The organism is Micromonospora hortensis (assembly GCF_022230935.1).
Lineage (GTDB): Bacteria > Actinomycetota > Actinomycetes > Mycobacteriales > Micromonosporaceae > Micromonospora > Micromonospora hortensis.
On sequence record NZ_JAKKFE010000071.1, the window covers coordinates 137,340 to 150,284 of the forward strand.

The window sequence follows — 12,945 nt, forward strand, 5'->3', positions numbered from 1 at the left end:
CCCTGACGGGGCAGCTTCTGCCCACAGTGACTACCAGGGGAGGGCACCGCGCCGGACCAGCCGTCCGATCGGAGACCCGAGCCGAAGCCCACACCGCGGGAGCCGCACACGGGCGACGTCTTGCACCTGACCCGCCCCGCGAGTGTGCAGTTCCTGCGCCCGATCTTCGTCCACGTGATTCGCGTTCTCGACTGGCCGATGGACGGCGGGTGGCTGTGGATTGACGGTTACGAGCTGGCCACGAATGGCGATGCGGTCGCCCGCCGGTCCCTGTTCGTGATGCCCGCAGCCCTGATCTGGCCGAACACGCCCGCCCGGCGGCCCGTTTTCCAACCACCCGCGTTCTCGTCAAGCGCAGTCCGGTGAGGGTCGGGTGACCCGCCGCCCTCACACCACGCCGACCTGCGCTGAGCTGCGCTGACCTGCGCTGACCTGCGCTGACCGCTCCCCGCGGGATGAGGTCCGCTATGGCCGCGCTGGTCGAGCGTCCGTCCGAGGCGGCCGCCGTCACCCACCCGTCACACCCGCTGCTCCTGTGCGGTGTGAGCCCCACTTGACAGGACCGAAACAGAAGGGACCCGGACCGGAAACCGCCCGGCGGCACGCTTTCCCGACATGACAGACGGTGCACGGTCGGCGACTCCACCGGGGCTGACGCCCCGGGAAGTGGCGACGCACTGCCCGTACTGCGCACTGCAGTGCGGGATGACGCTGCGCGCTGACGACGCTGGTGTGACGGTCCACCCACGTGAGTTCCCCACCAACCGGGGCGGGCTGTGCCAGAAGGGTTGGACCGCCGCCGAACTGCTCGACCACCCGGACCGGCTGACCACTCCGCTGGTGCGAGACGCGGCCACCGGCGAGCTGCGCCCGGCGAGCTGGGACACCGCGCTCGACCGGGTGGTCGCCGGCATCCGCGCCGTCCAGGACGACGCCGGCCGGGACGCGGTCGCCGTCTTCGGCGGTGGTGGTCTGACCAACGAGAAGGCGTACGCGTTGGGGAAGTTCGCCCGGATCGGGCTTCGTACCAGGCACATCGACTACAACGGACGGTTCTGCATGTCCTCGGCGGCAGCCGCCGGGATGCGGGCCTTCGGCATCGACCGTGGGCTGCCGTTCCCCCTCGCCGACCTGGGCCGGGCCGACACCTTGCTGCTGGTCGGAGCGAACCCGGCGGAGACCATGCCGCCGCTGGTGCGCTGGCTCACCGAGCAGCGCCGGGGCGGCGGAAAGCTGATCGTCATCGACCCCCGGGTCACCGCCACCGCCCGCCAGGCCGACCTGCACCTGCAACCGCTGCCCGGCACCGACCTGGCGGTTGCCAACGCGCTGCTGCACATCGCCCTCACCGAGGGTTGGGTCGACCGGGCCTACGTGGCCGACCGCACCTCCGGTTTCGACGCGGTCCGCCGGGGCGTCGCCGCCTGGTGGCCGGCCCGCGCGGAACAGCTCTCCGGGGTGCCGGTGGCCGACCTGGAGGCGACCGCCCGAGCGCTGGGCACCGGCGGTCGCGTGATCATCCTGACCGCGCGCGGCGCCGAGCAGCACGCCAAGGGGGTGGACACCGTCACCGCGTACGTCAATCTCGCCCTCGCCCTCGGTCTGCCCGGCCGCGACGGATCGGGGTACGGCTGCCTCACCGGCCAGGGCAACGGCCAGGGCGGCCGGGAGCACGGGCAGAAGGCCGACCAACTGCCCGGCTACCGGCGGATCGACGACCCGGCGGCCCGTGAGCACGTGGCCGGGGTCTGGGGCGTGCCGGCCGACGAACTGCCCGGCCCGGGAGTGCCCGCCTACAAACTGCTCGACTCGCTCGGCACCCCGGGTGGCCCACGCGCGTTGCTGGTGTTCGGGTCGAACCCGGTGGTCTCGGCTCCCCGGGCGGCCCGGATCGAGGGCCGACTGCGCGACCTCGACCTGCTGGTCGTCGCGGACCTCCTGCTCTCCGAGACGGCCGCGTTGGCGGACGTGGTGCTGCCGACCGCGCAGTGGGCCGAGGAGGACGGCACCATGACCAACCTGGAAGGTCGGGTGCTGCGTCGGCGCGCGCTACGGCCGCCCCCGCCGGGTGTCCGGACCGACCTCGCCATCATCTCCGACCTGGCGGTGCGGCTGGCCGAGACCGAGTCGACGGACGCCAACCCGGCCGACGCCGACCCGGCCAGTGTGCGACCGGCCGCCGTCGCGGCGGCTCGGTTCCCGGCCGACCCGGCCGCCGTCTTCGCCGAGCTGCGCCGCGCCTCCGCCGGTGGTGCCGCCGACTACGCCGGCATCAGCTGGGACCGGATCGACGCCGAGGACGGCGTCTACTGGCCCTGCCCGACCGAGGACGGGCCGGACACGCCCCGACTCTTCGCCGACCGGTTCGCCACACCGGACGGCCGGGCGCGCTTCCACAGCGTCGACCATCGGCCGGCCGCCGAGGAGGTCTGCGACACGTACCCGCTGCACTTCACCACCGGGCGGGTGCTGGCGCAGTACCAGTCGGGCACCCAGACCCGACGGGTGGCAGCGCTGCGGCGTGCCGCCCCGGAGGCGTTCGTCGAACTGCACCCCGACCTGGCCACCCGGCTGGGCATCGACGACGGCGACCCGGTGCGGGTCACCTCACGCCGAGGTGAGTTCCGCGCTCCGGCCCGGCTCAGCGCCGGGATCCGACCCGACACCGTGTTCGCCCCGTTCCACTACGCGGGGGCGGGACGCGCCAACTCGGTGACAAACGACGCGGTGGACCCGATCTCCGGGATGCCCGAGTTCAAGATCTGCGCGGTCCGGGTGGAGAAGGCATGACCGCCCGGGTGGTCATCGTCGGCAACGGGATGGCGGGCGCGCGCCTCGCCGCTGAGCTGCACGCCCGGGAGGGAGACCGGAAGGTCACTGTGCTCGGGGCCGAGCCGCATCGCGCGTACAACCGGATCCTGCTCTCCACCCTGCTTGCCGGCCGGATCGACGAGCCGGACGTGGAGCTGACCGAAGCCGCCGGGCACGGCGTCGACCTGCGCAGCGGCGTACCGGTGACGGCCGTCGACAGGTCCGCCCGGGAGGTCCGCACCGACGACGGCGAGCGGATCGGGTACGACCATCTGGTGCTCGCCACCGGCGCCCGCGCGGTGGTGCCGCCACTGCCCGGCCTCGACCCGGCGAACCTGCCGGAGCGGGTGGTCCCCTTCCGGACCCTGGACGACTGCCGGCGGATCCTCGCCGCGGCGGACGGCGCCCGCAGCGCGCTGGTGCTCGGCGGCGGGTTGCTCGGCCTGGAAGCCGCCCGAGGGTTGGCCACCCGGGGGCTGGCCACCACTGTGGTGCACCCGAGAGAGCACCTGATGGAACGGCAACTGGACCCGACCGCCGGCGCGGTGCTCGCGGGCACGCTCGCCGGTTTCGGCGTCAGCGTCCAACTGGGGGTGTCGGCGACCGGCGTGGCAGCGGACGCCAGCGGTGTCCGCCTCGACCTGGCCGACGGCCGGTCGCTCCGCGCCGACCTGCTGGTGCTCTCCTGCGGCGTACGCCCGGACACCGCCCTCGCGCAGGCCGCCGGCCTGACCGTGCGGCGCGGCGTGGTGGTGGACGACCGGCTGCGCACCAGCGACCGGTCCATCTCGGCGATCGGCGACTGCGCCGAGCACGACGGCGTGCTCACCGGGCTGGTCGCGCCCGCCTGGGCCCAGGCCCAGGTGCTCGCTGACGTGCTGACCGGGACGGACCCCCTGGCCCGCTACCGGCCCCGGCCGGTGGTGACCCGGCTGAAGGCCGCCGGGATCGACCTGGCCTCGATGGGTGACGCGGCCAGTGGCGGGCCGGACGAGGAGTTGACCTTCGCCGACCCGACCCGGGGCACCTACGCCCGGCTGCGGATCCGGGACGAGCGGCTGATCGGCGCGATCCTGCTCGGCGACAACCCGGCCGTCGGCACTGTGATTCAACTCTTCGACCGTGGTCAGCCGGTGCCGAGTGACCGCCGGGCGCTGCTGCTCGGCAGGGCACTCGGCGCGGCCGGCGCTACCCCGGCCGCCTCACCGGCGCTGATGCCGGACGCGGCCACGGTCTGTCAGTGCAACACGGTGAGCAAGGGCGCACTGGTCAGAAGCTGGCGCTCCGGCGCCCGGACTGTCGATGCGGTGGTGGCCGCGACGCGGGCCGGCACCGGGTGCGGCGGATGCCGGGACGCGGTGAGCGGCATCGTCGACTGGCTGAGCCAGGCGGAATCGGTGGAGGTGACGCGATGAGCGGCGGCGAACTGGTCGTCATCGGCAACGGCATGGTCGGGCAGCGTTTCGTGGACGCGCTGCGCGCCCGTGACCCACAGGGCACCTGGCGGGTGACGGTGCTGGCCGAGGAGGTGCGCCCGGCGTACGACAGAGTGCGGCTCTCGGCGTACTTCGACGGGGTCGGTGAGAGCGAGCTCAACCTGCACACCCCGCACGACGGGGTGCGGCTGCGACTCGGCGAGCCGGCAACCGCCGTCGACCGGGACCGACAGGTGGTCACCACGGCCGTCGGCGAATACCGCTACGACGCGCTGGTGCTCGCCACCGGGTCGTACGCGTTCGTGCCGCCGGTGGCCGGCACTGAGCTGCCCGGGGTCTTCGTCTACCGGACCCTTGACGACCTGGCGGCGATCCGGGCGTACGCGCGGGGCCGGCGGGTCGGCGCGGTGATCGGTGGCGGGCTGCTCGGTCTGGAGGCCGCCAATGCCCTGCGACTGCTCGGCCTGAGCACCGACGTGGTCGAGTTCGCGCCCCGGCTGATGCCGGTGCAGGTGGACCAGGCCGGCGGCGCGATGCTCCGCCGCTACGTCGACGAGTTGGGCGTACGGACCCATCTCGGGGTGGCGACCACAGCGATCCGTCAGGGCCCGGACGGCGGCGTCGCGGCCCTGGAACTGTCCGACGGCACCGCCCTCGACGCCGAACTGGTGGTGGTGGCCGCCGGCATCCGGCCCCGGGACCAGTTGGCCCGGGACGCCGGCCTGCCGCTGGGCCCGCGCGGCGGGGTGCTCGTCGACGCGACCTGTCGTACCGCCGACGAGCGGATCTGGGCCGTCGGGGAGTGCGCGGCTGTCGACGGCACCTGCCACGGTCTGGTCGCGCCTGGTTACGCGACGGCCGAGGTGGTGGCCGATCGGCTGGTCGGCGGCGCGGCGACCTTCCCGGGCGCGGACACCGCCACCAAACTCAAGCTGCTCGGCGTCGACGTGGCCTCGTTCGGCGACGCCCACGGCACGACCGAGGGCTGCCTGGACGTCACGTTCACCGACCCGGCCACCCGGGTCTACGCGAAGCTGGTTCTCTCCGACGACGCGCACACCCTGCTCGGCGGGGTTCTGGTCGGTGACGCCAGCGCGTACCCGACGCTGCGGGCCAGTGTGGGCGGCCCGCTGCCGGCCGCGCCGCTGGCGCTGCTCGCCCCCGACGGCGGCGGCGCGGACGCCGGGGCGCTGCCCGCCGCGGCGCAGGTGTGCTCCTGCAACGCGGTGACCCGAGGCGACGTGGACGCCGCCATCGCCGACGGTTGCGCGGACGTGCCGGCGTTGAAGGCGTGCACCAGGGCCGGCACCAGCTGCGGTTCCTGCGTGCCGATGCTGAAGCAGCTCCTGGACGCGGCCGGGGTGGCGCAGTCCAGCGCGCTCTGCGAGCACTTCGACGTCAGCCGGCGGGAGCTGTTCGAGATCGTCCGCGTCCGCGGCATCCGCACCTTCTCCCGGCTCGTCGCCGAGCACGGTCGGGGCCGCGGCTGTGACATCTGCAAGCCGGTGGTGGCGTCCATCCTCGCCTCGCTGGGCAGCGGGCACGTGCTCGACGGCGAACAGGCGTCGTTGCAGGACACCAACGACCACTTCCTGGCCAACCTGCAGCGCGACGGCAGCTATTCGGTGGTGCCCCGGATCCCGGGCGGCGAGATCACCCCGGAGAAGCTGATCGTGATCGGCGAGGTCGCCAGGGACTTCCAGCTCTACACGAAGATCACCGGTGGGCAGCGGATCGACCTGTTCGGGGCGCGGGTGGAGCAGTTGCCGCAGATCTGGCGGCGGCTGGTCGACGCCGGCTTCGAGTCCGGGCACGCGTACGGCAAGGCGCTGCGCACTGTGAAGTCGTGCGTGGGCGAAACGTGGTGCCGGTACGGGGTGCAGGACTCGGTGGGGCTGGCCGTGGCGCTGGAGCTGCGCTATCGCGGGCTGCGGGCTCCGCACAAGCTCAAGTCGGCGGTCTCCGGTTGCGCCCGGGAGTGCGCGGAGGCGCGCAGCAAGGACTTCGGCATCATCGCCACCGAGACCGGTTGGAATCTCTACGTCGGCGGCAACGGTGGTTTCCGGCCCCGGCACGCCGACCTGTTCGCCACCGACCTGTCCACGGACGCGCTGATCAGGCTGATCGACAGGTTCCTGATCTACTACATCCGCACCGCCGACCGGCTGCAACGCACCGCCGGTTGGATCGAGGCCATGGACGGCGGCCTGGACCACCTGCGCTCGGTGATCGTGGACGACTCGCTCGGGCTCTGCGAGGACCTCGACGCGGCGATGGCCCAGCACGTGTCGTCGTACTCCGACGAGTGGCGCGACGTCCTGGACGACCCGGATCGGCTGCGCCGCTACACGTCCTTCGTCAACGCCCCCGACGTACCGGACCCGTCGATCACCTTCACCAGGGAACGCGGCCAGCCGGTCCCCGTACGCGACCAGTCCCCGACCGGATCCGAGCCGACCAATGGTCGCCGTCGGCAACCGGTCACCCTCGGCCTACCGGAGGTACGGCGATGACCCAGACCCTCACCCTTACCTGGACCACCGTCTGCCCGCTCGACCGGTTGGAGCCGGACCGGGGCGTCGCCGCCCTGGTCGACGGGGTGCAGATCGCGCTCTTCCGGGTCGCCGACGAGCTGTTCGCGATCGACAACCGCGACCCGGTCTCCGGGGCGTACGTGCTGTCCCGGGGCATCGTCGGCAGCCGCGGCGGGGTGCCGACTGTCGCGTCACCGCTGCACAAGCAGGTGTACGACCTGCGCAGCGGGCACTGCCTCGACCTGCCCGGGGTGGCCGTGGCCCGACACGACGCACGTTGCCGCAACGGGCTGGTCGAGGTGCGGCTGCGACAGGAGGGTTGATGCGGGAAGAACTGTCGGGCTTCACCATCGGGGTGACCGCCGACCGGCGGCGCGACGAGTTGGCCGCGCTGCTCGAACGACGGGGCGCCCGGGTGGTGCTCGCCCCGGCGCTGCGGATCGTGCCGCTGTCCGACGACACCGAGCTGCGCGAGGCGACCCGCGCCTGCCTCGACCAGCCGCCGGACATCCTGATGGCCAACACCGGCATCGGCATGCGCGGCTGGTTGGAAGCGGCCGAGGGCTGGGGGCTGGCCGAGCCGCTGCGCTCCGTGCTGTCCAGCTCGTACGTGGTGGCGCGCGGCCCGAAGGCACGCGGCGCGATCCGGGCGGCCGGGCTGCACGACCAGTGGTCGCCCGCCTCGGAAAGCTGCGACGAGGTGGTCGACCATCTGCGCCGGCGCGGCGTGGCCGGGCAGGTCATCGCCATGCAGCTGCACGGCGAGCGTCAACCCGAGTGCACGCTCGCGCTGGAGGCGGCGGGCGCCACCGTCATCGAGGTGCCGGTCTACCGTTGGGCACCGCCGACCGATCCGGCGCCGCTGCACCGGCTGATCGACCTGATCGCCGGTCGGCTGGTGGACGCGGTGACGTTCACCTCGGCGCCGGCGGCCGAGGCGTTGCTGCGGGCCGCCGGCGACCGCACCGACGCGGTGCTGTCCGCGTTGCGCAGCGACGTGCTGGCCAGCTGCGTCGGGGCGGTGACCGCCGAGCCGCTGCTGCGGCACGGGGTGCCGGTGAGCGCGCCCGGTCGGGCCCGGTTGGGGGCGCTGGTGCGGACCATCGTCGACGAACTGCCCCGCCGGACCGTGACGTTCAAGGCCGGCGGGCATCTGCTCACGTTGCGCGGGCACGCCGCGGTGATCGACGGCGAGCTGCGGCCACTAGCGCCCGCGCCGATGGCGGTGCTGCGGGCGTTGGCCCAGTCCCCCGGTCGGGTGTTGTCCCGCACGGCGTTGCTGAGGACGCTGCCCCGGGGCGCGGACGAGCACGCGGTGGAGATGGCCGTCGCCCGGCTACGGGCCGGCCTGCGCGCGCCCCGCGTGGTGCAGACAGTGGTGAAGCGCGGCTACCGGCTTCGGGTCGACTAGGGCGTGCGGGGACGTCCTCGGTCGAGCCAAGGGCGTCAACACGCCTGTACGCGTCACGGCCGGCCGTCGTGAGCCGGCCGTGACGCGACGTTTCAGCCGACCGGCGTCGGGAAGCCCCGCCCGTGCTCGGACTGGAGTCGGAGCATGGCGTGCTCGACGACAGTCACCAGCACCTGCTTGACCGAGTCCCGCTGCCGGGCGTCGGTCATCACCAGCGGCACCTGCGGCGAGATGGCCAGCGCTTCGCGGACCTCCTCGGCCTCGTACTGCGGTGCGCCGTCGAACTTGTTCAGCGCCACCACGTACGGCAGGTTGCGGTTCTCGAAGTAGTCCAGCGGGGCGAAGGCGTCGGTGATCCGGCGGGTGTCCACCAGCACGGCGGCACCCACCGCCCCCCGGATGATCTCGTCCCACATGAACCAGAACCGAGTCTGACCCGGTGTACCGAAGAGGTACAGGATCAGGTCCTGGGCCATGGTGATCCGGCCGAAGTCCATGGCGACCGTGGTGGTCTCCTTGCCCGGCACCTTGGACGGATCGTCGATGCCGACACCCGCCGCGGTCATCAACGCCTCGGTGGTCAGCGGTGTGATCTCGGAGATCGCCCCGACCAATGTCGTCTTACCGACGCCGAAGCCGCCCGCGACGACGATCTTCGCGGATACGATTCCCCGGCCCGGCCGCCCCCCCTGCGGGGTCATAGCCTGCGAAGTCCACTTAGCACCCTTCCAAGCAGTTCCATCCGCTCCTCGAACCCCTCGGCGGGAGCAGCAGTGTGTAACGTCAGCAGGCTCTCGGCCACCATGTCGGCGACCAACACCCGGGCGACGCCAAGCGGCATCCGGGTATACGCGGCGATCTCCGCCAGCGACTGTGCTCGGCCCTCACAGACCGTGGCGATGCGGTGCTTGTCGTGCCCGGCGAAGCGGGACTCGGCGACCTGGGTGGGAGAGGCGGTCAGGACGGCCTCGAGGGCGATGTCCTGCCGGGGCTCGGTACGACCACGGGTGACCGCGTACGGACGCACCAGCGCGCCACGCGGGTCAGCGCGTCGTTGGTCCATTCCCGATCACCTCCTCGTCCCCTGCTGAGCCGGACTGTGCCGCCTCTCGTCCCTGGTCCGGCGCTCGAAACGAGCGCCGCCTTCCGGTGCTAAGAGCGCACCGCGTCGCGCGGCAGCGGCACCAGCGCGGCGCCCACCCGCTCGACCAGCAGCGCCATCTCGTAGCCCACCTGGCCCACGTCGCAGCTGCGCGCGGCCAGCACGGCCATCGAGGAGCCGTCGCTGATCGACATCAGGAAGAGATACCCGCTGTCCATCTCGATGACTGTCTGCAACACCCCGCCCGCGCTGAACATCCGGGCCGCGCCCTCGGTCAGGCTCACCACCCCGGAGGTGATCGCGGCGAGCTGGTCCGCCCGGTCCCCCGGCAGATCCCGGGAGGAGGCGAGCAGCAGCCCGTCTGCGGACACCGCCACCACGTGGGCGATGCCCGCCACGCTGTCGGCGAAGTTGGTGAGCAGCCAACCCATGTCCTGCATGGCAGCTGGCCTGTTCATCGGCTCTCCTTGGTCGAGGTGCTGTTCAGGTCCGTTCCGGCCGTCCGACCGCGCTGCACACCGCGGTGGTAGGCCGACAGCAGACCACGTACTTCATCCGGGGTCCGCCGGCTGCGGTCCCGGCCGCTCTTCGGTTCGATGCCACCCGGCACGAGCTGTTGCTGCGGGACCCGCTTGGGCAACCCGGAGCGGGTGGTCCCGGCAGGAGCAGGCTCGGCAGCCCGGCTGGCCCGGGACCAGCCTTCGTCCGCCGCCGTGCGCCATGCCCCCGGGTCGGGGGCGGGTGCGGCCGGAGCCGGCCGGGCGGCCGGGGGCGGGGCGTACGTCGGCGGCGCCGACGGCCGCGCCGCGAAACCGTCCATTGTGGCGCCGAGTCCGTCGGCGCCCGGGGTGGCCGCTCCGTCGGTGCCGGAGCTGCCCGGGGTACGGGTCGGCAGCTTCGGTCGGGCCGGCGACGCGGCCGGCACGGATCCGGCGCTCGGCTGGCCGCCGTTGCCGGTGCGCAGGCCGGCGTCGGCCGCTGCGGTGGTGGCGGGTGCGGGCGGCTCGTCGAAGTTGGGCCGGGTGAAGATCGCGGTGGCGTCGTCGCCGTGCGACCGGAACCAGACCGCCTCCATCTCCCGGAAGATCGGAGCCTCGGCGGGGAAGTCGGGCCGGGTGCTGACCGGTGCGGCGGGCACCGACGGAACGGCCGGCGGTGCCACAGCGCCCGGCCCGGCGACCGGCCCGACCGGGAGGCTCTGCGTGCCACGCCCATCCGCGGTCACCGGGGCATCCGGGGTGGACCCGCGTCGGGGCAGCGGGTCGACCGTCGGGTAGGCCACTGTCGGGCTGCCCAGCGAGGCGCCCGCGCCGTTGCTGTAGGCCGGCCGGGCCGGCGGGAGCGGGGCGGCGGGGGCGGCGACGGGTGCCGGGGCGGCGGGTGCCGGCGGCATCGTCGAACGCGGGCCGGTGTAGCCACCCGCCTGTACGGCCGGGGTGGTGTCCCGCGAGTCCAGCGGCGACTGCCACTGGGCGGGTGCCGGCGGGCTGGTCCGCCACTGGTCGGGCAAGGTCGCCGCCGTCGTCCCGGCACCGGCGAACTGCTCGGCGTGGCCGCCCGAGGTGAGCGGCGCCTGCTCCACGGCCATCGGCTGACGTGGTCGGGTGAGCACCTGCTCGCGGCCCCGGTTGCTGGGCAGCACCACAGTGGCGGCGGGCAACGTCACCTGGGCGACGGTGCCGCCCTCGACGTTGCGGCGCAACTCCACCCGGATGCCGTAGCGGGAGGCGAGTCGGCTCACCACGGCCAGACCCATCAGTCGGAACGCGGCGACGTCCACGCTCGGCGGGGCGGCCAGCCGCCGGTTGAGCGAGTCGAGCTGGTCGTCGGTGAGGCCGAGACCGCGGTCTTCGATCTGGATCAGCACGTAGTCGCGGATCCGGCGACCGTCGGCGACAACTGTGGTGTTCGGCGGCGAGAACCGGGTGGCGTTGTCGAGCAGCTCGGCGACGAGGCGTACCACGTCGTTCACCGCGTGTGCGGCCACCGAGATATCCGTGTCGACGGTGCCGAACTCGATGCGGTTGTAGAGCTCCACCTCGGACTGGGCGGCACGCAGCACGTCCACCACCAGCGCGTTGTCGTGACGCGGTGCGGCGGAGTCGGCGCCGGCCAGGACGAGCAGGTTCTCGTCGTTGCGGCGCATTCGGGTGGCCAGGTGGTCCAGTTCGAAGAGCTGCGCGAGCCGCTTCGGGTCTTCCTCGCCGCGCTCGATCGCGTCCAGCTCGCCGATCATCCGGTCGACCAGGGTCTGACTACGGCGGGCCAGGTTGAGGAACATCGCCGAGACGCTGGTACGCAGTGCCGCCTGCTCGGCGGCGACCCGCACCGCCTCCCGGTGCACGACGTTGAAGGCCAGCGCCACCTGGCCGACCTCGTCGCGGGTGTTGAGCTGGATGGGGTCCCGGACCTGGCGGACGATCTCGTCCACCCCGCCGTCACCCACGCTGCCCATGTTCTGCAGCCGCTGCACGGCGTCGGGCAGGTCGTGGTTGGCCACCGAGAGGGCGCCCTCACGCAGTCGGCGCAGCGAGTGGTTGAGCGAGCGGGCCAGCACCACTGCCAGCGACACGGCGATGATCAGGGTCAGCAGCACCAGGATCGACTCGACCACTGCCTGCCGGATGACGTCCGAACGGGCCTGGTCGGCCTGCTGAAGCAGTCGGTCCTGCAGTTGGATCTCGGCCCAGCGCATCAGGTCGTTCACGGCGCCGATCGCCGCGGTGGCGTCCTGCGCGGTGACCAGCGGGCGCTGCCCGACCGAGCGGGTGATGTCGGTGGCCACCCGGTCGGCGAGGCCGACCGCGTCGCCGGAGACGGTGCTGTCGACCAGGGCGCGCTGCACCGGGTCGGCGGCCAGCGAGAACGCGACCAGGGCCTCCTGCTGACCGGTCAACGTTGCCACGAAGGAGGAGAACTGCTCCGAGTCGAGCTGACCGGCCGTCAACGCGGTGAAGGCAACTGCCTCTTCCTCGGCGACGGAAGCCTTGGCGCGGGCGAAGGCGGCGACGGCGCGGCGGCTGTCCGCCAGGCTCTCGTCGCCGGGCAGCTGGGCCAGGCCGTCACCGTAGGAGACCAGGTCGGTGAGGATGACTCCGTAGCGGAGCACCGCCTCGGCGACAGCCATCTGCCGGCGGTCCAGCACCTCCTGACGGGTGCCGTCCAGGGTGGCCAGGTGGTCGTCGATGGCGGCCAGCCGGTCCCGCAGGGCGGCTGGCACGTCGCCGATCCGGCCCCGCTCGGCGCGGTACTCGTCCACCCGCTGCTGCGTCTGGCGGACCCGCAGGTTGTACGCGTCGGCCGGCTGCTGCGGAGCGGCGAGGTAGGCGGCCGCGGCCATCCGTTCGGACTGGAGATCCTGGGTGAGGGCGCTGACGTCGACGGAGAGGGCCGTCAGTGACCGGGCCCGCGTGGCGTCGAACGCGCCCTCGCCGACGGAGATCAGACGGACCGTGGCCAGCGCGATCACCGCCGCCACCGGGACGACCAGAATCAACGCCAACTTGGACCGGATCCGGGCATCACGCAGTCTCGGCATCCGTCGGCGCGCAGGCCGACCGCTATCGCCGAGCGCGGGCAGGGTCGTCGGTCCGGTGCTCACGACATCGCCTCCGTCGTTTCTTCCCCGCCTGAGCCGCCGAGCCATGCCGT

Annotated in this window: 9 protein-coding genes and 1 pseudogene; 6 read left to right on the forward strand and 4 right to left on the reverse strand. The window is 73.1% G+C overall.

The window, feature by feature from the left end:
- Window positions 1-144 precede the first annotated feature (144 nt).
- The 6 genes from NIE111_RS31285 (at window position 145) to NIE111_RS31310 (ending at window position 8,192) form a co-directional block, all read left to right on the forward strand.
- A complete protein-coding gene (locus NIE111_RS31285) occupies window positions 145-366 on the forward strand; it encodes a hypothetical protein (RefSeq protein WP_372488444.1) in 222 nt (73 codons plus the stop codon).
- Between the two features lie 249 nt (window positions 367-615).
- A complete protein-coding gene (locus tag NIE111_RS31290; RefSeq protein ID WP_238687808.1) occupies window positions 616-2,790 on the forward strand; it encodes a molybdopterin oxidoreductase family protein in 2,175 nt (724 codons plus the stop codon).
- A complete protein-coding gene (locus tag NIE111_RS31295) occupies window positions 2,787-4,226 on the forward strand; it encodes an FAD-dependent oxidoreductase (RefSeq protein WP_238687809.1) in 1,440 nt (479 codons plus the stop codon). The genes NIE111_RS31290 and NIE111_RS31295 overlap by 4 nt, the downstream gene beginning before the upstream one ends.
- Window positions 4,223-6,760, forward strand: a complete 2,538-nt coding sequence (gene nirB, locus NIE111_RS31300) for a nitrite reductase large subunit NirB (protein WP_238687810.1) — start codon at window positions 4,223-4,225, stop codon at window positions 6,758-6,760. Before NIE111_RS31295 ends, nirB begins: the two co-directional genes overlap by 4 nt.
- Complete coding sequence (gene nirD / locus NIE111_RS31305) at window positions 6,757-7,104, forward strand: nitrite reductase small subunit NirD (RefSeq protein ID WP_238687811.1); 348 nt, start codon at window positions 6,757-6,759, stop codon at window positions 7,102-7,104. Before nirB ends, nirD begins: the two co-directional genes overlap by 4 nt.
- Complete coding sequence (locus NIE111_RS31310) at window positions 7,104-8,192, forward strand: uroporphyrinogen-III synthase (protein ID WP_238687812.1); 1,089 nt, start codon at window positions 7,104-7,106, stop codon at window positions 8,190-8,192. The genes nirD and NIE111_RS31310 overlap by 1 nt, the downstream gene beginning before the upstream one ends.
- 92 nt (window positions 8,193-8,284) lie before the next feature.
- Here the strand turns inward: NIE111_RS31310 and NIE111_RS31315 are convergent.
- The 4 genes and pseudogenes from NIE111_RS31315 to NIE111_RS31330 form a co-directional block, all read right to left on the reverse strand.
- A pseudogene (locus NIE111_RS31315) lies at window positions 8,285-8,909 on the reverse strand (GTP-binding protein).
- Complete coding sequence (locus tag NIE111_RS31320) at window positions 8,890-9,255, reverse strand: DUF742 domain-containing protein (RefSeq protein ID WP_007465174.1); 366 nt, start codon at window positions 9,253-9,255, stop codon at window positions 8,890-8,892. The pseudogene NIE111_RS31315 and the gene NIE111_RS31320 overlap by 20 nt, the downstream one beginning before the upstream one ends.
- 89 nt (window positions 9,256-9,344) lie before the next feature.
- Window positions 9,345-9,752: a roadblock/LC7 domain-containing protein gene (locus tag NIE111_RS31325; RefSeq protein ID WP_007465177.1), complete on the reverse strand. Its 408-nt coding sequence runs from the start codon at window positions 9,750-9,752 to the stop codon at window positions 9,345-9,347.
- Window positions 9,749-12,895, reverse strand: coding sequence for a sensor histidine kinase (locus tag NIE111_RS31330; RefSeq protein ID WP_238687813.1), 3,147 nt, complete (start codon window positions 12,893-12,895; stop codon window positions 9,749-9,751). The genes NIE111_RS31325 and NIE111_RS31330 overlap by 4 nt, the downstream gene beginning before the upstream one ends.
- Window positions 12,896-12,945 lie beyond the last annotated feature (50 nt).